16 protein-coding genes are annotated in these 24,182 nt (G+C 38.9%); 7 read left to right on the plus strand and 9 right to left on the minus strand.

What is annotated here, in order from left to right; translation table 11 throughout:
• Positions 1–110 precede the first annotated feature (110 nt).
• The 3 genes from H5126_RS14945 (at position 111) to mdoH (ending at position 6,726) form a co-directional block, all read left to right on the plus strand.
• Entirely contained in the window at positions 111–2,843 is a 2,733-nt protein-coding gene (locus H5126_RS14945; protein WP_182716479.1) for an ExeM/NucH family extracellular endonuclease, read from the plus strand.
• 330 nt (positions 2,844–3,173) lie between these two features.
• The gene (locus H5126_RS14950) at positions 3,174–4,793 is read left to right on the plus strand and encodes a glucan biosynthesis protein (RefSeq protein ID WP_182693856.1); all 1,620 of its coding nucleotides are present in this window, start codon (positions 3,174–3,176) and stop codon (positions 4,791–4,793) included.
• A complete protein-coding gene (gene mdoH, locus H5126_RS14955; RefSeq protein ID WP_182721528.1) occupies positions 4,765–6,726 on the plus strand; it encodes a glucans biosynthesis glucosyltransferase MdoH in 1,962 nt (653 codons plus the stop codon). Before H5126_RS14950 ends, mdoH begins: the two co-directional genes overlap by 29 nt.
• 471 nt (positions 6,727–7,197) lie before the next feature.
• Here mdoH and fusA read toward each other — a convergent pair whose 3' ends face one another.
• The 7 genes from fusA to H5126_RS14990 all read right to left on the minus strand — a co-directional run bounded on the left by fusA (position 7,198) and on the right by H5126_RS14990 (position 16,100).
• Positions 7,198–9,282: an elongation factor G gene (fusA, locus tag H5126_RS14960; protein ID WP_182720801.1), complete on the minus strand. Its 2,085-nt coding sequence runs from the start codon at positions 9,280–9,282 to the stop codon at positions 7,198–7,200.
• 206 nt (positions 9,283–9,488) lie between these two features.
• On the minus strand, positions 9,489–10,214 hold the full coding sequence (locus H5126_RS14965; protein ID WP_182720800.1) for a response regulator: 726 nt from the start codon (positions 10,212–10,214) through the stop codon (positions 9,489–9,491).
• 14 nt (positions 10,215–10,228) lie between these two features.
• On the minus strand, positions 10,229–11,851 hold the full coding sequence (locus tag H5126_RS14970) for a sensor histidine kinase (protein WP_182720799.1): 1,623 nt from the start codon (positions 11,849–11,851) through the stop codon (positions 10,229–10,231).
• Positions 11,852–11,862: 11 nt separating this feature from the next.
• Positions 11,863–13,383, minus strand: coding sequence for a tripartite tricarboxylate transporter permease (locus tag H5126_RS14975; protein ID WP_024599701.1), 1,521 nt, complete (start codon positions 13,381–13,383; stop codon positions 11,863–11,865).
• A 3-nt stretch (positions 13,384–13,386) separates the two neighbouring features.
• Positions 13,387–13,854, minus strand: coding sequence for a tripartite tricarboxylate transporter TctB family protein (locus tag H5126_RS14980; protein WP_024599700.1), 468 nt, complete (start codon positions 13,852–13,854; stop codon positions 13,387–13,389).
• 12 nt (positions 13,855–13,866) lie between these two features.
• Complete coding sequence (locus H5126_RS14985) at positions 13,867–14,847, minus strand: tripartite tricarboxylate transporter substrate binding protein (RefSeq protein ID WP_182692857.1); 981 nt, start codon at positions 14,845–14,847, stop codon at positions 13,867–13,869.
• Positions 14,848–14,858: 11 nt separating this feature from the next.
• Entirely contained in the window at positions 14,859–16,100 is a 1,242-nt protein-coding gene (locus H5126_RS14990; protein WP_182720798.1) for an OprO/OprP family phosphate-selective porin, read from the minus strand.
• Between the two features lie 498 nt (positions 16,101–16,598).
• Here H5126_RS14990 and H5126_RS14995 point away from each other — a divergent pair, with 498 nt between their 5' ends.
• Complete coding sequence (locus H5126_RS14995) at positions 16,599–19,577, plus strand: DUF3857 domain-containing transglutaminase family protein (protein ID WP_182720797.1); 2,979 nt, start codon at positions 16,599–16,601, stop codon at positions 19,575–19,577.
• Between the two features lie 553 nt (positions 19,578–20,130).
• On the opposite strand, the gene ylqF is transcribed toward H5126_RS14995, so the two are convergent.
• Positions 20,131–21,084: a ribosome biogenesis GTPase YlqF gene (gene ylqF, locus H5126_RS15000; RefSeq protein WP_182720796.1), complete on the minus strand. Its 954-nt coding sequence runs from the start codon at positions 21,082–21,084 to the stop codon at positions 20,131–20,133.
• 254 nt (positions 21,085–21,338) lie between these two features.
• On the opposite strand from ylqF, the gene H5126_RS15005 reads away from it, so the two are divergent.
• From H5126_RS15005 to H5126_RS15015, 3 genes are all read left to right on the plus strand, one after another.
• Positions 21,339–22,412, plus strand: coding sequence for an ImmA/IrrE family metallo-endopeptidase (locus H5126_RS15005; protein WP_182720795.1), 1,074 nt, complete (start codon positions 21,339–21,341; stop codon positions 22,410–22,412).
• Complete coding sequence (locus H5126_RS15010) at positions 22,393–22,875, plus strand: PIN domain-containing protein (RefSeq protein ID WP_182720794.1); 483 nt, start codon at positions 22,393–22,395, stop codon at positions 22,873–22,875. Before H5126_RS15005 ends, H5126_RS15010 begins: the two co-directional genes overlap by 20 nt.
• 65 nt (positions 22,876–22,940) lie before the next feature.
• The gene (locus H5126_RS15015) at positions 22,941–23,285 is read left to right on the plus strand and encodes a hypothetical protein (RefSeq protein ID WP_182720793.1); all 345 of its coding nucleotides are present in this window, start codon (positions 22,941–22,943) and stop codon (positions 23,283–23,285) included.
• Here the strand turns inward: H5126_RS15015 and H5126_RS15020 are convergent.
• Positions 23,238–24,074: a hypothetical protein gene (locus H5126_RS15020; RefSeq protein WP_182720792.1), complete on the minus strand. Its 837-nt coding sequence runs from the start codon at positions 24,072–24,074 to the stop codon at positions 23,238–23,240. The genes H5126_RS15015 and H5126_RS15020 overlap by 48 nt on opposite strands.
• Between the last annotated feature and the right edge of the window lie 108 nt (positions 24,075–24,182).

Below are 24,182 nucleotides of genomic sequence, written 5' to 3' on the forward strand. Positions count from 1 at the left end.
GTTAAACCGCCTTTTGTTTACATTCATTTACATTTTTGTATTATTTTCGTCATATTTATTCTCTAAACTGGTGTCCCATTTTGGGATTAATACACGGGAATAATAAAAAAATGTTTAAAACAAAAATAACACCACTCGCACTTGTTATAGCAAGTCTCAGTGCACCAGCATCCGCTGATCTAATCATTTCAGAATATATAGAGGGAAGCAGTAATAATAAAGCAATCGAGCTTTATAATAATGCTGATACGGAGCTTTCTCTTGAAGGTTATACTTTAGGACTCTATTCAAATGGTAGCAGTTCGATTGGCAACTCGATTGATTTAACCGGAACATTGGCCGCCAATACCACCTACATTATTTCAAACCCCAGTGCAGCAGCTGCAATACTTGATATTGCAGATGAAACCAGCACAGTAACCTACTATAACGGTGATGATGCCCTTGTTTTAACTAAAGACGGTGTAATTGTTGATAGTTTTGGTCAAGTTGGTGTTGATCCGGGTTCAGAGTGGTCTGAAGGGGGTGTAACTACGGTTAACAAAACGCTGCGAAGAAAAGATAGCATTACCACAGGCCGAACTGACTCGACAGCCATTTTTGATCCTAGCGAAGAATGGGAACAGTTTGATATTGACACCTTTGATGGATTAGGTTCACACACAGGAAACGGCGGTACCGCTCCTGTGCCAGACCCTGAGCCAGAACCACTTGAACCACTAGTTTGTGGTGCAGAAAAAACACTAATAAATGCTATTCAAGGTGACGGCTCTGCTAGCCCACTTGTAGGTACATTAGTAGAACTTGAAGGTGTTGTAAGCGCCGATTTTCAAGGTGATGAACAATTAAAAGGCTTTTTTGTTAACTCACTGGCTGCTGATATAGATGCAAATCCACTTACCTCTGAAGGTGTATTTGTATATTTTGCAGATACTGACGTGAATGTAGGCGACCATGTACGTGTACAAGGTACTGTTGAAGAATATTTTGATGCAACACAAATTGGCAGTGTTAGCCAAGTTGCGGTGTGTGGCACTGGTTTAGCTGCAGCAGCTACAAAAATCACTTTACCTTTAGCTAATACAACTGATTTAGAAGCTTTTGAAGGTATGTTAGTCACATTAGAGCAACCATTAGTAGTGACTAATAACTTTGGTCTTGGTCGATATGGTGAAGTTGAATTAGCAACAGAGCGCTTGTACCAAGGTACTCAGGTTGCGTTACCTGGCGATGCTGCTAATGCAGTTGAAACTGAAAATCTACTTAAAAAGATTTTAATAGATGATGGCTCTACAGTACAAAACTTAGACCCTACAGCTTATCCAACTCCAGGCTTATCGGCAGAAAATACATTACGAACTGGCGATACTGTTAATACTGTTACAGGGGCACTTGCTTATAGCTTCGGTCTTTACCGAATTCACCCAACTTTAGCGCCTTCGTTTATTGCAACAAATGCACGTGAAGATGCGCCTGAACTTAATGCTGAAGCAGATTTACGTGTAGCTAGCTTTAACGTACTTAATTACTTCAATGGTGATGGCCAAGGCGGAGGGTTCCCTACATCTCGAGGTGCAGATACTGAAGCTGAATTTATTCGTCAAGAAGCTAAAATTGTAAGTGCTATTAGCGCTATTGAGGCCGATGTTGTTGGTTTAATGGAAATTGAGAATGATGGCTTTGGCGAATTTAGTGCAATTGCTAGCTTAGTAGATGCATTAAATGATGCAGATAGTGCTAACAACTATGCATTTGTTGATTTTAACGTAGATCAAATTGGTACCGATGCAATTACTACCGCACTTATCTATCGTGCTAACAAAGTAGAAGAAGTAGGCACTGCTGCCATTACAACTGAGGCTCCATTTGATTTTAGTAACCGTGCTCCAATTGCACAAAGCTTTAAATCAATAGAAACTGATGAAGTATTTACTGTTGCTGTGTCACATCTTAAATCTAAAAGCTGTGGTAGTGCTTCTGGAAATAATGCAGATTTAGGTGATGGCCAAGGCTGTTGGAATGAAATACGCACGCAAGGTGCTAATGCATTCGCAGATTGGCTTGATAGCAAACCAACCGGTGTTGATGACGAAGATACTATTTTAGTCGGCGATATGAATGCTTACGCAATGGAAGATCCAATACGTGCATTTGCTGATAAAGGCTACAAAAATGTAGTTGCTGAAATTGATGGTGATACACTTGGTTATTCTTATAGCTTTTCTGGTCGTGCAGGAAGTTTAGACCATGCAGTAGCTACACAATCATTACTTAGCAAAGTTGTCGCTGCAACAGATTGGCATATCAACGCAGATGAACCTATTTCACTTGATTACAATGTAGAGTTTAAAAGCGAAGGTCAACAATCTAGCTTGTACTCTGAAAGTGCATACCGCGCATCAGACCATGACCCTGTGATTATTGACATTAAATCTGAAATTACTTTAACGCCTGAAGAGCAAACACCTGTAATTGCAGCCGATCAAGTTTTTGCAATCGATGAAAACAGCGCAATTGGCACAATTATCGGCACGCTCGATTTTAGTGATCCAAATGCCGATGAATCACCTGTTGTTAAATTTATTACATCTGATAATGACAGCGTTTCTATTAACAATGAGGGGCAGTTAATTGTTGCTGGAGAGATTGATTACGAATTCGAAAATCGTATTACTTTAACAGTACAAGCTCAAGATAGTGCTGGTAACTTATCAAACATTGAAAAAGTAGCCGTTAAGGTAAATAACTTACGCTCAGATGATGATAATGATGCAGGTTCATTATTATGGTTATCACTTCTTTTAGCACCACTATCAATAGTGCGTCGATTTAAAAAGAAATAATTAAGTAAAATCTAAACATATAAAAAGCCGCTTTTGCGGCTTTTTTATTTTATACAAATGTAATTCAGACAAGCTTCATTAAACTCCCCGTAATATGTTCATACGATTAGTGAGTCTTCTAGTAATTAATCAGTAACAACTACATAAGATTGAGTGAATTTTACACAGCAAAAACCTCAATGAGTTACGTATATTGGTTTTCCTATTGATAAATATGAACTTTTATAAGGGTTCACATTTTGCTTTAAGTAAATTAGAAGATACTTACAAAACAAAATCAATATTTACCCTAAACGTAAAAATAAGTCGTGTTTTTATAAAGGAATGAGAATGAAACAACTAACCCAAAACTTGCCTAAATGGCAAAAAAAGTCAGCACCACTACTGGGTCTACTTATTATTTTTTCGACTTGGGGCAATAGCAACCAAGCGATTGCTGCAACTGTTGATGTAGCAATTCCACAAAGTAGCTTATTTGATGTAATTAGCGCTCGCGCTAAAAAGCTAGCAAGCGAAGAATATGTGGCACCTAAAAACATCGAGCTTGAAGCACTAAATAATATTGATTATCAAGACTACCGTTCAATTCGATTTAAAAAAGACAAAGCGGTGTGGAAAGATGAAGGCCTGTACGAGCTGCAATTATTCCACCCTGGTTTTTTATATAAAACACCTGTAACAATAAATACTGTTGATAGCGACTCTAAACGTAGCCGCTTACCTTTCAGCACCGACTTTTACCAATACGATGGCACTGCTGCACCACTACAAGAAGAAATAGCTAAAAGTGTGGCGGGCACTCAACTAGGCCATGCTGGATTTCGCTTACATTACCCATTAAATACTAACGAGTATAAAGACGAAGTAATGGTATTTCAGGGAGCATCGTATTTTAGAGTCGTTGGCCCTCAACAAGTTTATGGCTTATCAGCAAGAGGCCTTGCCATTGATACTGCTGAGAATTCGGGTGAAGAATTTCCAATGTTCAAAGAGTTTTGGTTAGTTAAACCAAAGGCAGAGCAAACACAAATCACCATTTTTGCATTGTTGGATAGTCCATCTATTTCTGGTGCGTACAAATTTAGCGTCGACCCTACAACGAATATGCTAGTTGATGTTGATATGCAGATTTTTGCGCGTAAAGATATTAAAAAACTAGGTGTAGCACCATTAACGAGTATGTTTTATCACGGCGAAAACAGCACCAAATTTTTTGATGACTATCGCCCTGAAGTTCATGACTCGGATGGCTTATTAACTCAATCTGCTGATGACAAGTGGGTATGGCGCCCTCTTAACAACCCATCACAACTCAGCGTTACTTCATTTTCGTACAATAACCCAAAAGGTTTTGGGTTAGCTCAACGAGACCGAGACTTTAATAACTATCTAGACACAGAAGCACATTACCACGACCGCCCTAGCCTATGGATTGAACCACAAGGTGAGTGGGGAAATGGTCGTGTAGAGCTTGTAGAAATACCGACTGATACAGAAACTAACGACAATATCGTAAGTTACTGGGTACCAGAAAAACCAATGAAGGCCGGAGATTCATTAAAATTAAGCTACAAAATGACGACCTTTAATTCAGTTTTAACTCAGCACGAGAAAGCACGTGTACTACGTACAAGAATTGGTAGCGCCGCTTTACCTGGTGAGGACAACCCACCACCAAAAAGCCACCGCCAATTTACTGTTGATTTTACTGGATCAGAAATAAATCAACTGTCTAAACAGTTAAAACTAGATGCCGACATTCAACTTACAACAGGCGAAGTAACCGACGTGAATGTACAAAAACTTCCGGATTCACGTGGATGGCGTGTAGCCTTTAAAATTGCACCACAGGACGATCAACCCGTTGATATGCGTTTATCGTTAAAACTACGTGACAAAGAAATTAGCGAGGTATGGAGCTATGTTTGGTACCCAAATGACATCAAGTAATAAAGGTAGGGGCACTCCAATGCCATTCAAAACACTAAGAGTATGGCTATTTGCCATTGCGGCACTTGGCACATCTGGCTACGGCATATCTATTATGTTTGAGATTTTAAGCTCAAACGGTATGACACTACTTGAGTATGCTCTTTTAATATTATTCTCAATCACATTTGCTTGGATTGTAACGGCCTTTTGTAGTGGCACAATCGGCTTTGTACTACAGTTGTTTCGAATTGACCCGCTTACGTTAAAACGTATTAAACCAATTGAGTTCAATAACGAGGCAATTAACGCTCAGAAAACCGCCGTTGTAATGCCTATTTATAACGAAGATACCCACCGTGTTATCGCGGGCTTTGAAGTAAGTCTACAATCGTTAAAAGAAACTGGTCAGCTTGATAATTTTGATTTTTATTTATTAAGCGATACACAAGACCCTCAAATAGTTAAAAACGAGCTAAGTGCATGGCATGCATTGTGCGAACGTTTAGGGGATACAGCAAAGCATGTTTTTTATCGTCGTCGCGAAGATAACAAACACCGCAAAGTAGGTAACCTAACCGACTTTTGTGAGCGCTGGGGAAGTAATTACGACCATATGATTGTGCTTGATGCAGATAGCGTAATCACCGGTAAATGTATGTTAGAACTTACTACAAGCATGCTAAACAACCCACAAGCAGGCCTGATCCAAACGATTCCAATACCTGTTCGTCAAGATACCTTTTTTGGTCGTTTTTTACAGTTTGCGTCAGTGCTATATAGCCCAATGCTCGCTACTGGCTCAGCATTTTGGCAAACAGATAAAGCCAACTACTGGGGTCATAATGCAATCATTAGAGTTGAAGCATTTATAACGTGCTGTGGCTTGCCAACACTCAAAGGTAACGCACCTTTTGGCGGTGAGATTTTAAGTCATGACTTTGTAGAAGCATCACTGCTTCATAGTGCAGGTTGGGACGTACTATTACTATCAGATATTGAAGGTAGCTACGAAGAAGTACCAAGTAATATTCTCGATTATGCTGTACGCGATAGACGCTGGGTACAGGGTAATATTCAGCACTTAGGTTTACTATCGTCATCTAAATTAAAATTAATGAGTAAGCTGCACTTTCTATTAGGTGCAACCGCTTATATTTCATCACTAATTTGGCTCTCAATGCTAGCGCTAAGTACTATTGATGCAGTAACGCGCGCATTAAATAGTGATGTGTACTTTAACCGTGTTTATCAATTATTTCCTACATGGCAAATAGCTAAAACCGATCTTATTGATTCACTCTTGTATTTAACTATTGTTATTTTATTAATGCCTAAATTAATGGGCGTAATAGTCACCCTAATACATAGAAACAAACGCTTTGGTGGTTCAATTAAGTTAATCCTAGGTTCAATTATTGAAACTGTATTTGCTATTATTGTCGCACCATTAATGATGGTATTTCATGCTTACTTTGTACTTTGCGTATTTTTAGGTAAAAAAGTGAAGTGGGATGCACAACCGCGCGAAGGTCGTATGGTTCCGTGGAAAGAAGCGTTTGGTTATACGTTATTCTCTACTATTGTGGCTATAGCATGGGGTAGCACAGCCTACTACTTCACACCTGTATTCTTTTGGTGGCTATCACCTATATTATTAGGCTTAGTATTAGGTGCTCCAATTATCCGTTATACCAGTAGTATCAAACTCGGCGTAAAACTAAGAAAGTTAGGTATATTTATTTGCCCTAGTGAAGTTGATAACGACTCAACTCTAGAGGCGCTTAAAGTACATCTAAAAGAGATTTCCGTGCCAAAGGAAGGAACTTACCCACAAACAATTCCGGCACTGCCACAAGAGCATATGGTATCAATGCCTATACAATCTTTTAAAAAGCCACGCAGGCTAAAGATTAAAGCGCTAAAAGCTAAGGCTATAAAAAAGTTTAATTAGCGCGTTATAAAATAAAAACAAAAAAGGAGCAATTAATTGCTCCTTTTTTCTATCTAAATTAAAAAATCATGCGCTGCATTTGCCGCTAATATTTTCTATTTTTCTAGCTAACTTATTACAGTACATTTTAGAAATAACTGATTGCGTTTCATCATCAAGTTGCCAGTTATAAAAATGAAAAACCTTACCATTCTCCAGTTCTACTTAAAAATAGTGAAAAGAAAAAACGAGCTAAATGATACAACAGTAATTTCCTCACTATTGATATAACGCTCTGTGCATAGACGTGTATAACAAATCCCTGCTTTGTAACAATATAAATAAATTGCTCTAGTACCTTCTTATTAATTAAAAATATAGGACTAATTAATAATAAAAAGCAGTTATAAAAAACTATAAAAAATAAAACCAAATTATAGGTAATAAAAAACCCGCAACATGTGCGGGTTTTTTAAAGAGTTAAAGAGCTAATTACTTAGCAGCTTTTTTCTCTTTTTCTGCAGCGATTACTGTGTCAGCTACGTTTTGTGGACATGGTGCGTAGTGTGAGAACTCCATAGAGAACTGACCACGACCAGATGTCATTGTACGTAGTGAACCAATGTAACCGAACATTTCTGATAACGGAACGTCAGCTTTAATGCGAACGCCAGTTAAACCAGCTTCTTGGTCGCTTAGCATACCACGACGACGGTTAAGGTCACCGATTACATCACCAACGTGATCTTCTGGAGTGAACACGTCAACTTTCATGATTGGCTCAAGAAGTTGTGCGCCCGCTTTAGGGATCGATTGGCGGAAAGCACCTTTAGCAGCGATTTCGAACGCGATTGCTGATGAATCCACAGCATGGAAACCACCGTCAAAAAGTTCAACTTCAACGTCTAATACTGGGAAGCCAGCTAGAACACCTTCGCCCATCATTGACTTAAAGCCTTTCTCAACTGCAGGCCAGAATTCTTTAGGTACGTTACCACCAACAACTGATGATTTAAACGTGAAGCCTGAAGCAACTTCGCCTGGCTTGATGCGGTAGTCGATTTTACCGAACTGACCAGAACCACCAGATTGTTTCTTATGCGTGTAGCTATCTTCGATTTCACGAGTGATAGTTTCACGGTAAGCAACCTGTGGTTGACCAACGATAAGGTCTACACCGTAAGTACGCTTAAGGATATCAACTTTGATATCTAAGTGAAGCTCACCCATACCTTTAAGGATAGTTTCGCCTGAATCTTCATCAGTCTCAACTTGGAAAGATGGATCTTCTGCAACCATTTTACCGATAGCAACACCCATTTTCTCATTACCGCCTTTATCTTTAGGCTGTACAGCAATCGAGATTACTGGAGTTGGGAATACCATTGGCTCAAGTGTTACTGGGTGCTTAGGATCACATAGAGTGTGACCAGTTTGCACATTTTTCATGCCTACGATAGCAATGATGTCACCAGCTTGTGCGCTAGTTAATTCGTTACGGTCATCTGCTTGCATCTCAACCATACGGCCAACACGCTCAGTTTTACCAGTAAACGCATTAAGGATAGTGTCACCCTTATTAAGCTTACCTGAGTAGATACGTACGAAAGTTAATGCACCAAAACGGTCATCCATGATTTTGAATGCTAGCGCTTTGAAAGGTTCGTCAGCAGATACGATTGCGAATTCGCCATTTTCGTTACCTTCTTCATCCATAAGAGGTTGAGGATCAACTTCTGTTGGAGCAGGTAAGTAGTCAACAACAGCATCAAGGATTAGTTGCATGCCTTTGTTTTTGAAAGCAGAACCACAGTATGTAGGGAAGAAAGCAAGGTCACGAGTACCTTTACGGATACAACGCTTGATATCTTCGATAGAAGGTACTTCACCTTCCATGTACGCTTCCATAAGGTCATCGTCTTGCTCTACAGCAGTTTCGATAAGCATTTCATGGTATTCATCAGTTTTTTCTACCATGTCTGCAGGAACGTCAGTGATTTCGTAGTTTTCTGGAAGACCAGTGTCATCCCATACGTACGCTTTTTTAGTTAAAACATCTACAACACCAACAAACTCATCTTCGATACCGATTGGTAAAGTCATGATTAGTGGAGTTGCGCCAAGTACTTTACGTACTTGCTCAGTTACACGGTAAAAATCAGCACCCATACGGTCTAATTTATTTACAAAGATAATACGTGCAACTTCTGATTCGTTAGCATAGCGCCAGTTAGTTTCTGATTGTGGTTCAACACCACCAGAACCACAGAATACACCAACACCGCCATCTAATACTTTAAGTGAACGGTATACTTCAACTGTGAAGTCAACGTGTCCAGGAGTATCGATAACGTTAAAACGGTGATCTTTCCAGAAACAGCTTACAGCCGCAGACTGGATAGTAATACCGCGCTCAGCTTCTTGTTCCATGAAGTCAGTAGTAGATTCACCATCATGAACCTCACCTGTTTTATGGATTTGACCAGTAAGCTTTAGGATACGCTCAGTAGTCGTGGTTTTACCCGCATCAACGTGCGCGAAAATACCAATGTTTCTGTACTTCGATAAATCTGCCATTAATTTTACTCTTAATAAAGTCGATAAATTATTCGGCAGGAGTATAACATCACTTAATGCGAACATCACCATACAAGCCGCTTAAAATGCAATCAATTCAACATATTTTTTTTATCGTCAGAATCTATTAAATATCAAACATAACAAAAAAAACGCAAGACATTGAAATTAATAGCGTTTAATACATAAGTTTCAGATACACCAAGTTACTTCGCTATTTTATAGCAACGTTCAGGACGGCCAATACTGCCATAACTTTGATCCGCTGTTAACTTACCTGATTCAAGCAAATACTCTAAGTAACGGCGTGCTGTAGAGCGACTCACACCGACCAAATCGCCCATTTGCTGAGCAGTAAATGCAGTGGTTGCGTGCTCTACAAAAGCATCATGTATTTTTTGCAGGGTAAGTTGGTCGACCCCTTTTGGTAAACGATTAGAAATATTGGTTTGCTGCTTTGAGCCAAATAACGTATCAACCATTGATTGCGTTACTTCACTTGCATCAGAAAAACATTGCTGACGTGATTCAAAACGTGCAAGTGCTTGATCTAGTCGGTTTAACATTAATGGCTTAACTAAAAAGTCGCATGCGCCTAACTGCATTGCTTTTTCAAGGGTTTCAACCTCTTTTGCAGCCGTGAGCAGCATAACTTCACTTTTAATTGTTCGTCGTCGTAAATCAGTTAACAAATCTAAGCCATTACCATCAGGAAGGTGTATATCGAGTAAAATTAAATCAGGTTCAATTGCATGCAGCAAAGCTGTTGCCGTGCTTAAATTACCTGCAATGCCCACTACCTGATACTGTGCTTGCCTAAAACTTTGCTTTGGCGTTTGATTGCCTGCAATACCATTTGGTAATAACAAGTACTGCGCTAATAGCTGTGCTACCTCTACTTCGTCTTCAATTATTACTACTGAATACGTCATGTTTAATGCTCTTATTATTTTGGAATATAAACACTTAGTCTTGCACCAAGTAGGTCTGACTCACCAATTTCCAACGTACCGCCGCATGAGTCTAAATTTGTTTTTACCAAATACAAACCAATACCATGCTCTGCCCCTGATTTAGAACTGTACTGAGGTGTAAAAATAACATCATGGTCAGAGCCTAAGCCAAAGCCAGTATCTTCTACATCAAATAAAAGTGTTTGACTGGTTTCATCAACGGTTACCCGTACTTTTGCAGAGCGAGAATCTGATGCTCTAATTGCAGCTTCAATGGCATTGTCTATTAAGTTTCCTAAAATAGACACTACTCGCTCTAGCATATCTTTGCGTGCAATAACGCCAAGTAGACTGTCAGGATTAAGCTCAAGCACAACATTTAATTCTCGCGCTTTATGATATTTACCCACTAACAAACCAGCAAGCACTGGGTCTTGTATGCACTCTAACAAGTTATGAATTTGTGCTTGGGAGCCTTGGCTTTCTTGCCCTATAATTTCTATAGCTTGCTCATTTTTCCCCATTTGCACTAACGCACCAATTAAGTTGAGCTTATTGGAGTAGTCATGAGTTTGTACCCTTAAAAGCTCTGCAAAAGCCTGAACTTTAGTAAGTTGTTGGCTTAAATATTCAAGTTCATCAGAGGGGCGCATACTTAGTAAAATACCATCTGCCTGCCCTTGCACCTGTAAAGAAAACCTCGATAAAATGAGTCGTTTATCGGCGGCAAACAATTCAAAACCCACTATTTTACGCCGCTGATTTCGTAATAGAAACTCTGCGTGCTCTGGCAGTAAATCGTTTAAGCTGAGGTTCTGATTAATAATTGAAGTTGGTTTATCTAATATTTCGCAGGCGCGTTGATTGAGTTTTCGTACTTTTCCGTCCGGGTCGAGTGCAATAATACCGCTGCGTACCGTATTTAAAATTGCATCTTGCTCTGAAAACAAACGTGCAATTTCATCTGGCTGCAGGCCAAAAATAGCATTTCTGACACGCTGTCCAATATAAATAGCCGCCAGTATACTTAAACCTACAAGTATTAAGCCCCATATTAAAATTTCACTACTGCGAGAGAGAATAAGCGGATCGATTGATTGTACTAAAAAACCAACCGACACAACGCCTACTATCTCATTATTACTTGCGTACACCGGCACTTTGCCACGAATTGATTCACCTAAACTACCATGAGCTACCGAAATATAGCGTTCACCTTTTAATGCAGCTTGGCTATCGCCTCCGACCATTTTTTTGCCAATTTTATCTTCATCTGGATGCACAATACGAAATGCATTCTCATCGCCAATAACAATAAAGTCAGCACCTACAAGTTGTCGTAAATCTTCAATTTGCACGTTAATAGCGTTTAAGTCACTAGGGGTTTGCAATGCATTAATTACATCAGCACGTGTAGCTACACTACCAGCCACAGCTAATGCCTTATCGCCAATATGGCTATGTAAACTTTGCGCTGTAAGTTGATACACCAACGCGCCAAATAATAAAGCCTGCAATACACATAATCCTGTTACCCAAATAATTAATCGCGTTTCTAAACGTTTAGGTTTTGTGACCATGTTTTGCAATGGATTTAGCTTGTTGGTGTTTTTCATTTCATTCTCAATTATGCATTTGCTTTGTCTTCACGGCGTTGCATTAAATAATCTTTTAACGGAAACAACAGCACTAAAATTGAAATTATAAATATGCTCAATGTTAGCGGGCGATCCCATAAAAAGCTTAATGAACCATCGGAAATCATCATTGAACGACGGAAGTTTCGCTCAATCATATCTCCTAATATAAAACCTAATAATAATGGTGCCATAGGAAACGACAGTAATCGCAATATTAGCGCAACCACTGCAAATCCTACCATCATAAATAAGTCGAAGGTATTGAAGGACACTAAGTAAACACCAATTAAGCTAAAGAACAAAATCATCACAGTAAGTACTGACTTAGGCATTGCTAACACTTTTGCAAAGTAAGGGATAAGCGGAAGATTTAAAATAAGCAGCACAATGTTACCAAAGTACATACTTACAATAACCGCCCAAAATACACTTGGGTTTTCTTGCATAAGCATTGGACCTGGCTGAATGCCGTAAGCAATTAAAGCGCCTAGCATAATTGCAGTTGTTCCTGAGCCCGGAATACCAAGCGTTAACAGCGGTACAAACGATCCTGTACACGCGGCATTATTTGCTGATTCTGGGGCAGCTAAGCCACGTAATGAGCCTTTACCAAACTTTTCTTTTAAACCTTTTGGCGCTAAATTTCGCTCTGTTGCATAAGCCATAAAGCTCGCAATAGTTGCACCTGCCCCCGGTAGCACTCCCACTATAAAACCTAAAATAGACGAGCGACCAATTACTGGTGCTATTTCTTTAACCTCGGCTTTACTTAACTTGGTTGAACCTATTTGCGGAGTGTCGGAATCATTAATATTTTTAGCATCTTTTTTCTCTGGCTTTACAACATTTACAAGTGCCTCGGCTAATGCAAACGTTGCCATAGCAACTAATAAAAAGCTTATCCCGTCGAGTAAATCAGGTTGTCCAAAGGTAAATCGGTCAGTACCTGATGACGGATCGATTCCAACCGTTGCTAGCATTAAGCCAAACACGGTCATCATCATTGCTTTTAAAAATTGCCCTTTATTTGAAAATGCGGCGATAGCTGTTAAGCCTAAAAACATCAGTACTACATAATCAGGGGATTGAAAACTCAATGACACCTTTGCTAATAAAGGCGCAGCAACCATTAATAATATGGCGCCAATTGTTCCGCCTATAAAGGAGGAATAAGCAGCAATTGCCAATGCTTTACCTGCATGACCTTGTTTTGCCAGCGGATAGCCATCAAAGGAAGAAGCCACAGTGCCAGCAACCCCTGGTGCATTAATTAAAATAGACGACGTAGAGCCACCAAAAATTGCACCATAATAAACACCCGCCATTAAAATCATGCCCGAGTCGGCGCCAATGCTATAAGTAATAGGGATCATTAAGGCAATTGCGGTAATTGGCCCCAATCCTGGTAACATGCCTATAAAGGTGCCAACAAGGCAACCCGCAATAACATACATTAAATTATTAAAGTCGAGCACGGTCGACAAACCAAGCATAATTCCATCAAACATAACTTAACTCCACAAATCGCCCGGAACCAAGTAAATACCTAATACTTGAGTCATCAAAAACCAAAACACCACTGCAACCGGAATCGATGCAAATAGCAAAATTCCCTTACGTCTTTCGCCCATCACAAAAAAACCGGCAAGCAAAAATGCACTAGTCGAAATTAAAAAACCAATTGGCTCAAGTGCAGCGCTATAAATCACCATTAATATTAATAAACCAAAAGTGCGCAGCATGTGTGATTTTTCAAGAACATCACCTGCATTCGTTTTTTCTCTTGGTTTAAGCAATGTTGAACCAATAGACAGTAAGCACACCACAATACCAAACCCAGCATATACTTTAGGAAGAGTCGCTGAAGTAACTGTTTCGTATTCTTCAAACGGTAATAGTGGAATTTGCCATGCAACCACGGCATATAAAGTAAATAGTGCCAAGAATAAACTTGGCCCTAGTAATTCGCGATTCATCATTTTAAACCTCGATTAACGTGCTGCACGGATAAAACCAAGCTCTTCCATAACCACTTTAAGTTGTGCTTCCTGCGCTTCTAGTGATTTAATAAATTCATCTTTTTCTTGAAACAGATTTAGCCAACCATTACGAGCTCTCACAGCCTCCCACTCAGGAGTACTTTGCAACTCACGAAGCTTTTTTGTGTACTGTGCTAACTTTTCAGCGGGTAAATTAGGCGCAGCAAAAAGACCACGCCAATTTACAAATTCCATATCGTAACCAAGTGACTTAAGCGTAGGGATTTCTGGGTAATCAGGTAAAGGTTTACCAGATGTAACCGCTAAAATGCGTGCTTGACCACCGTTAGCTACTTCAAGCGCTTCACTTAAACCTGTTGAAAGTAAATTCACTTCGCCTGAAAGCAACCCTGCTTTCGCTTTTCCACCTGCATCGTAAGGAATATAACGCAAGCGTCGACCATCTATACCCGCCGCTTTAACAGCTTGAGCCGCCACTAAGTGATCCATACTGCCGCGAGCAGAACCGCCCGCCACTTTTATCGAACTTGGATCTTCTTTTATTGATTTAATAACATCCTCCCAAGTTTTAAATGGAGAATCGTTACGTACAACAAATGCGCCGTAATCTGCAACCATGCTGGCTACAGGGGTTAAATCACGGTAGCTATAAGGAATTCGCCCGCTTAAAGCACGCAATACAATAGGCGTTGAGTTAACCATTAAAATATCGCCCTTTTTTGTACCCGACTCGATTAAGTATGCAATAGCGCGACCGCCACCACCGCCAGACATATTTTGAAAAGATGCGTTACCTTCAATACCCGACTTAACTAAACCTTCACCTATACCTCGGGCTGTTGTATCCCAACCACCACCAGGACCGCCTGGAATTAAAAAGTGAGTGTCGGCTATTGCCAATGGACTGCTAAGCACTAACGATACTGCAATTATGGTCGTTTTTACTGATTTAAATGACTTAAATAATTTCATTGTGTGTATCCTTAAAATAAATACTGCATACGTGCACTAAAGCCCATGCCAGAGTCTTCATCGCCAACAAGTGCTGGAGTGCCGGCACCTTCTACATCGCTGTAAATTAGATTGCCCATAAATTTAATATCACTACTTACGTAATAAGATGTACCTAATGTATAAGTTGTTGCTTTTGTGCCTTGTAAGCTACTTGTAGCGTCTACTTCTGAAACACGTGCCACCAACTCCCATGCATCTTTAATATTTTTAGGTTGTACAAATAATGCAGAGCTCGCTTTGTATTGGCGCTGCTCGCCCCCTAAAAAGTAACTTGCCGATACATGAAAACCATCAAAGCGCTCGCCATCTAAAAAATCAGCACTATTAGCGGCATCAAGTGAGCGGCTTGCATATTCAGCCTCAAGTGTTAAAGAATCCGCCTGATAAGCAAACTCAAAACCGGTTTGCGATAAGCTATCAAGCGGGCTTGTTACACCACCGGCGGCATAATCAACAAGGCGGGTATTGGCTTCGCGCACTTCACCACGCGCAAAACGTGCTCCTAATTCATTGCCTCCCATGTCGCGATATGAATGCCATACGCCTAAATGAATTACATCGCCAGGTGATGCACTCGACCATGTAGCACGCCCAGTAATAGCAAGAGTAAGCTTGTCGTTTTCATCACTACCTGTTGCACCAAATGCATCATTTTTATAAACGCCTATCGCGTAACGAAAGCCAGAGTCTTTAAAATATTGATAAGCAGAAGCGCCCCAACGAAAAAATGGAGAGAAAGTATTGGCTAGCGAACTACGCTCAATCGTATTAATGTGCTTTGAACTGGTTAATGCATTTAGCGATATATCTTCGCGAATTTTACCTGCTTTAACTTTAAGTCCGTTATCAAAAGCATAACGAACACGCGCCATCACTATTTCAGCAGTGCCTTCAGCAAATTCGAGTAATAACTTGTGATCCCAATTTCCGTGCTCACTTTCAACGTAAGTACGAATACGACGAGGAAAAAAATCGCTGCCGCCAGAGCCCTCGTTATCGGCGTTGTAAGCACCGTCAAAATAGTTGTAGTCGAGCTGAACCCGTCCACCAAACTCTAAATTAAAACCGCTGGTAGTTTTTAATGCACTTACTTCTTTTTGTAGCGCATCTAATTGCTCTTGTACTTTTTGCGTATCGTTATTGGCTAAAACGGATGTGCTTGCTAATGCAGCAGCAACTGCCAAAGCGAGTTGTGTGTTACTTGCTTTCATTATTTTCTCCACGCTTGTGTGTATATTTATTGTCAGGTAGATAAGCGACGACAAACTGCTATCTAACGCGCAGCTTATTGTTAACGGGAAATTAACGAAATATTTAGAAGGTAAGGTGCATTGATGATCGTTATGTGCTTTTTGCTCATAAAGTTCATGAACAAAAAGAGCAAAAACAGTTACTGTTATATTTTGATTTATAAACACTTTTAAAGGTTTGAATGATTACCGTACGAATAAATAGATAGGATTTTTGCAGCTCTAATAAAGCCCACAATAAAGTAGGCTTAGCTAATTATGATTTAGCAATACAACTAGAAAATCATTTTAGGAACATTTGAGGGGGTTAAGCGTTTCGCACTTACCATAGCAGTTTATTTATATACTATTAATTAACTGCTCAACAATGAATTTGTTAACATCACATTGTCAAAAAAGCCTGAATTTGGTACATTATTCCTTCAATAGTATTTATAAAAACAACTATAAGACCCTACAATGAAATGGAACTTCCTTCGACTCAGCTCTTGGCTAATTGCACTTACCTTATTAATTTTCTCTCATAATATTTTTGCGCAGCAATATAAAATAGATAAACCAGCTAATTGGGTTAATACACATATTATTGAGCAACCCAAACATTCCGACATAACCAAGGTACGTGACGGCACACTTTATTTGTTACTCGATAACCAATCCTATATACCGAGCAGACAAAAACAGCAACGCTATACGCGTTTGGTTATGAAAGCTTTAAATCAAAGTGGTGTTGATTATATAAGCCAGCTTAGTCTTGATTTTGATCCAAGTTACGAGTCGCTAACACTAAATAGCTTAACGATTATCAGAAATAATGAGCACATTGATAAGCTTGATAGCGCGAGAATGACGGTTATACAGAGTGAATCTGAATTAGCTGAGCGTATTTATAATGGTAGCTTATCACTCAATATTATTATTGATGATATGCGCAGTGGCGACATACTCGATTACAGCTACACAGTGACAGGCAGCAACCCTATATATGCTAATAAGTTTAGTACAAGACGCACGCTGAACTGGTCGGTACCCGTAGTGCAACAAAATATGCGTGTACTTTGGGGTAAACAAACACCTCTACATATAAATACAATAAACGGCACAGCAGATATTCAAGAAACGCTTAATAAATATGGCAAAGATTATTCTATAACTCTTTTTGAAGAACCTTTACTGGAGCAGAATTCTCAAACCCCAACGTGGTACGACCCATATACACAAGTTTACTTTTCTGAGTTTGACGATTGGGGTCAGGTAGTTAACTGGGCATATCCGCTTTATCAATCAGCCATAGAAACCCCAAGCAGCATTTTGGATATAGCTAAAAAAATAAAAGCAAAACACACAAAAACATCAGATAAAATTGCAGCAGCACTGCGCTTTAGCCAAGACGAAGTTCGATATTTAGGGCTTGAAATGGGCACTAACTCGCATCAACCAACGTCAGCTTCAGAAACGCTTTCGCTACGATACGGCGATTGCAAAGATAAAACAGTACTGCTTATCTCGTTATTAAAAGCGATGGATATAGAAGCCTTCCCTGCGCTAGTTGATACAGAGGAAACCAAACGTTTAAAAGAACTTCCACCTTCTGCAAGTGTATTTAATCACGTTATTGTTACGCTTAAACAAAACGGAAAACGCTACTGGCTCGATCCTACGGTTAGCTACCAGCGAGGTACTCTCGAATATTTAGCACAGCCTGATTATGGCTATGCCCTAATTATTGATAAAGGTGAAAGCGCTTTAACTTCAATGGCGCAAAAACCTGTACATACAAATGTATCTGTAGAGGATAACTTTTTTATTGCTGAAAAAGTATCTGAGTCATCACGTTTTGAAACCCAGTACACTTATGCTGAATTTGAAGCAATTAACCGAAGAAACAATATAGCCAGCAGTGGTCTAAATAGCGTTGCTAAATCTTACTTCGAGTATTACCAAGGTTTTTTAAATGGCTTATCAATCAATGAAGCAATGGCAATTAGTGAGCAAGAAAAAACGGGGAATCTAATAACCAAAGAATCGTATTTAATTAGTGAATTTTGGGAAAAAACAGACGAAGGCTACGAAGCTAGTTTTTATGCGAGTGAAATACAAAATAGCGTTTACGAACCAAAGCAGGTAAATCGTACCGACCCACTTTACTTTGACTACCCCAATATAATTAACACCACAATAAAACTACATTTTGCAGAAAAAGGTTGGGGATTTGATAGCGATCAAGAAGAAATTGACAACGACTACTTCAATCTAAAAACAACTACTGAATTTAATGATAATGTTTTAACACTGAGCTATAACTATTACGCAAAACAAGATCATATTAAAGCGGATCAAATAGATGATTATTTAGCACAGCGTAAAAAGTTAATATCAGCAACCCATTACCCTATTCTAAAATATGCAAAGGCGAGCGAAACGCCTCAAACAACAGCTGATGTGCTAGATAGCTTTGGTTATAGCTGGCTTAAATATGTGTTGGCTGGCTATATTTTAGTGCTCATATTCTTCTTCGCCGATTGGCGATTAGAGTCAGCAAAAAAAGTTAAATTTGAAGATAGTCCATTTTATGCTGTATCTGTAAGTAAGTTTATTATTTACAGTATTTTAAGTTTAGGCATATTTGTTAACTACTGGAGTTATCGTAACTTTAAGGCCATTAAAGAGCGCGATAACTCAAGTATTATGCCTATTGCTCGAGGTATATTTGCATTTTTATGGTATTACCCTTTGTATCTCGCACTTGCACAGCACAGCCAACAACAGTTAAACAAAAATAGAGTAATGCCTAACTGGACTGCCTTAACACTCTGGCTAATGGTACTTGCCAGCGCCTTTGCTTATCGTATGGACGAATACGCAACCATAGTGATTTGTATAATGCCATTTTTATGGTTGCCCCTAGTTAGTTACATTGAGCAAACCGATATAAGTAAAGAAGCCCTACATTACAACTCATACTGGCGAATTAGACAGTATTTAATCTCGCTTGCGTTTGCACCTCTATTATTTTTAGGCGTACTTCAAGAAGTAAATATTTTACCCAATGCTGCAATTATAAAAGGCGATAGTTTATGGCCTTACCAAGTACACTTTTTAAAACGTAATCGCCTAACACCTGAAAACGAAGAAATACTTTATTTTTATAGCGATGCAATGTTTGATTACCGAGAAGACGGTAACGGAATAACCGAGAACTATATTTTTAGTTACTACAAAAACGATGACGGTAAGCTTGAATCAGATCTTAGTCACTTTAAAGACATAGAAAAAATAGAAACCACATACGGTAAAACCAAACTTGATAACACAAGCATTAAAGTAATAAAAACTGACGGTAGTGATTTCTTGCTCATTGTAGGGCGTCTAAACAAGCAGGATAAAGTACTAGTAGAGCAGATTAATTTACGTATAACAGCAAATAAAGTGCGTTAGTGGCTTAAAATATCCAGTTAAGTACGAATATTTTTAGCCATAAATTAAAGGCTGTTGATCTTTAGGGGCTAAGGTTTTACAAGCAATGCTTTTATAATAAAAATCCATATCAAATTATTTAATAAGTATTAAGCATCTATTTTTTATTCTTAATTGTTCAACCAAAGTAAGTATTTTTATTAAATGTCAGTGCTAACTAGCCGATTTATATATGAATAAAAAACAAACCCACCAATAATAAGAATTATTTGCATTTAGATATTGACAGATAGTTAGATCTAACTGATAATCAATATCAACAAGACGGATTGCATACCACTTGTTAAGGAATGAATTGATTTGTTTCTCGACCCTGAAACAACGTGTGGCGCACGTAAACAGCTATGGTTACTTGTTATGAACCGCAACGCCCCTTGATGTTGATGATGAGTAACCGCCCTACTATTTTACTTGCTACATTGCTCATATCGGTGACGGTAGATATGAAACTAAAAAAGCCCTTACGGGCTTTTTTTATGTCTGTAATTTAGTTGGTTAAATTAAACTAAATCAATTAACGACGGTTTTTACGTGCGCGTGCTCGGCGTTGTTTTTTCTCTTCTTCTTTAGCTGCCTTTTTAGCTTCTGCTGCAGCGCGTAAACCAGCAACCATTACTTCTTCTTCCTCACGCATTTGCGGAGTTTCCATAGTAATACGGCCAATGATACCGTCGCGTAATTCGTTGATTAGTATTTCAGACATTTTATATGTGTCTATTTGATTACCACCACGAATACAGCCGCGTTTTTTCCCCGCCATTTCAACAAATTCCCAATCACTTTGTGGTAATTCATCTATTTTATAACGCGCTTTTAATAACTCAGGGTATGCACGCAATAGGTACTCAGCTGTGTAACTTGCTACTTCTTCATACTCAAGTGCTGTATCACGAATGGCACCGGTGGCGCCTAAGCGATAACCTGAGTTTTCGTTTTCTACTTTTGGCCACAACATACCTGGCGTATCGTAAAGCATAATACCGTCTTCAAGCTTAATGCGTTGTTGCGCTTTAGTAACAGCAGGCTCATTACCTGTTTTTGCAACTATACGCCCAGCCAATACATTAATTAACGTAGATTTACCCACGTTAGGAATACCCATGATCATGGCTTTAATTTGCTTATCTGCACCCACTTTATGCGGCACTAGCTTTTTACAAAGCTCATTAATACGGTGTACTTCAGCTGCTTTATCATGCCCAAAAGAAATCGCTTTAACACCGTTTTCTTGCTCAAAATAATCTTTCCAGATTTGAGTCATTTTAGAATCAGCTAAATCAGCTTTGTTCAAAATTTTGATGACCGGCTTACCTTCACGCAAGGTTGCCACCATCGGGTTTTCACTACTGTAGGGAATGCGCGCATCAAGCACTTCAATGATCACATCCATTTGTGGCATTATTTCTTTAATTTCATTGCGGGCTTTATTCATGTGCCCAGGGAACCACTGTATTCCTGCTCTACTCATTTGATATGTAAACCTTTTATTTCAACCCATAACACCATGGGGTACTGTGTGGGGTACTGGGTGAATAATTTCGATTTATCACCTCAACTAATGACTCCTAGTTTACTACATAATCCCTTTAAACTTCTCGTAAAAATAAAACCAGTAGTATATCTCAGCTACATAAGTACAATTTATGTTTATGGACAAAAATACACCAATGGTTTATATTTGCGACAAATATATTAATTTTATAAACCACGAGGTACATACACATGTTTGCTGAACGATTCACTCGTGCCCGAAAAGCCTCAGGCCTATCAATGCAAGCACTAGCTACCGCAGTTGGTGTATCCGCTAATGCCATTAAAAAATATGAGCATGGTACTGCTATGCCCTCTTCATCTAACTTATTAAAACTAGCTAGCGCACTTGAAGTGCGCACTGAATACTTTTTCCGTCCTATAAAAGTAAAATTAGAGGGTGTGGAATATCGTAAGCGTGCAAGCACGCCACAGAAGATTTTAGATCGTATCAATGGTGATGTCTTGGATCAGGCTGAGCGCTGGCAAGAGCTTTTAAACTTCTATCCAGACTCGATTAAACCTATTACGCCGTTTTCACTACCAAGTACATTACCTGATGTGATTGATTCATATGAGCAGCTAGAAGGTGTAGCCACCACAATGCGCAATGAATGGGGTTTAGGCTTAAACCCTATTCATGACATGATTGATACGCTGGAATCGAAAGGTGTAATGATAATTTGCACTGATGTAGAAACCAGTAAAAAGTTTGACGGTCTCGCGGGTAATATTAATGGGCTGCCTGTTGTTGTTATCTCTACAGCACAAAGCGGCGATCGCCAACGGTTTACACTTGCTCATGAATTGGGTCACTTAGTATTACACAACCGACTGTCTGAAGAGTTAGATGAAGAAAAGGCATGTAATCACTTCGCAGGGGCTTTTTTATTACCAAGCACTAGCTTAATACAACACTTAGGTAAAAGCCGAACTCAATTAGAAGCACAAGAGCTATACATGCTCAAGCATGAGTACGGCATAAGCATGCTTGCCTCTTTGTTCCGTGCTTCACAGTCTGGTGTAATTTCATATCAAACCCAAAAGAATATGTTTATTTGGTTTGGTAAGCAGGGCTGGCGTACTCAGGAACCTGGCAAACCTTATCCGCATGAAATTACTTACCTCTATAAGCAGCTAGTATATCGTGCGCTAAGTGAAGACTACATTGGTATATCTAAAGCAGCAGAACTATTAGGGGTATCACTTTCAAGCTTTCACAAAGAACGAAAGTTAGAGGTGCTTAATGCAGCAGCTGCTAATTAGTGATGCCAATATATTAATAGATATGGAAGAAGGTGAGCTACTAACCCAACTCTTTCAGCTACCTTACCAATTCGCCATACCTGATATCTTATTCGTTGAAGAACTTGAAGAGGAACATGCGTATTTACCTGCTATGGGCTTAACTTTAGAAGAGCTATCACCTGATTCAATGATGCATGCAATGGAGTTAATTCCGCTGTATTTAAATGCCAGCCGTAACGATATATTTGCTTTGTGTTTAGCTAAGCAAAAAAACTGCCCTCTTGTAACTGGCGATATGGCTTTAAGAAAAGCCGCTGAAAAAGAAGGCGTTGTTGTCCAAGGCACTATTTCATTAATAACGCAGCTTGTTAGGCAACAAGTAGTAACGAAAGAAACTGCACTAAAAGCCTACGAGAAAATGAAGCTATCAGGCCGAAGACTTCCTTGGAAGGTGGCTATAGAGCATTTAAACGCCTTATAACGCAAGTACGGCATAGAGCCAGCGCTACACGCACTGGCTAAATTAGTTTTTAAGAAGGAAACAATATGTCACTTTATAAACAAGAATTTGGTCAAAACTTTGACCTAGGCTTTGATTTAAAAAATCACCCTTATTTAATAGATAAAAGCTGGCACAATGATCTTTGCCCTAGCTTCTATTTTAAAGTAGGCGAGCAGCATTATGTACTATGGGTTGATTATGCTGACATAGAGCAAAGGGAGGAAGAAACACTAAGGTATTTGATTGTAGAAGCAGTTAATGAAGGAAATAATCAAAAGCCAGAGATCTATGCTGGTACTATTACAATCACTTTTGAGTGTGAAGATTACTCTGACTTAAAACTATTTCTTGCAACAATTACCACAAGGCATAAACCCAATTTGTTGTAGAAGGGTCTTATCAAACTGCAACTCAGGGTTAAAGCGAATAAGAAAATATTGCTTAAGTGACTCCTTCAAATCAATCTTGTAGTTATGCCAAGTATTTAAAGGATGCCCTAATATTTTGGCTTCCTTAACTTTATGCGTACCATATCCTTTATTTTCAATAAGATTAAAAACATGCTGGTCTGTACCTTTAAATGCTTGTGCTGATTTAATAAGCTTATCTATCTCATGCTTCAATTCATTTAGATCTAAATTTTTCACAGTAGTTAATCCGCTATTAACTGCTCTAACAGATTTAGGAGGATTCCTTAGAAAAAACTGCGCCTCTAGGCGTTTTAAAAATAAGGACTCATTATCGTCCATTAACGAATAATTTGCTTTTACAAAGCGGCGAAACTTCTCAACCTCAAGATCGCCTCTAGATTGAATTTCTACTGGAATTTCAAGGTTTACATATTGAGAGTGTAGTCTTTCACATTCATACGTTGAATGAAACGCGGGTGTTCCACCTTCCCAAACATATTTTTTAGTATCAACAGACTCCCATTTTTTATAAGCTTGAAAAATATGTTCTGGATTGGAGACTGTTTCTTTATAAATATATAAAAGATTTAATTCAGGCGTTGACAATAAAAACGAAAGAGAAGAGTCATATAAATTTTCAAAATCTTCAGCTCTACCTTTGATTGATGAATATGTTGCAATTTTTGAAGAGTTCGATTTAGTAACGTATACATTCGAAGGCGCATTTGCATACTTTGATAGTGAATCAATAGGGTTATTGTTTAACATTTTTCTATTCCAAGTGTTGGCTATATAAATGTTAAACGGATCGTTTTCTTATAAATTAACAAAAATTAATTTTTTCTGCGACTTTTCAGCTGAGTCTATTTAGTAAAC

The sequence above is a fragment of the Pseudoalteromonas sp. SG45-3 genome, assembly GCF_014164075.1.
Taxonomy (GTDB): Bacteria; Pseudomonadota; Gammaproteobacteria; order Enterobacterales; family Alteromonadaceae; genus Pseudoalteromonas; species Pseudoalteromonas distincta.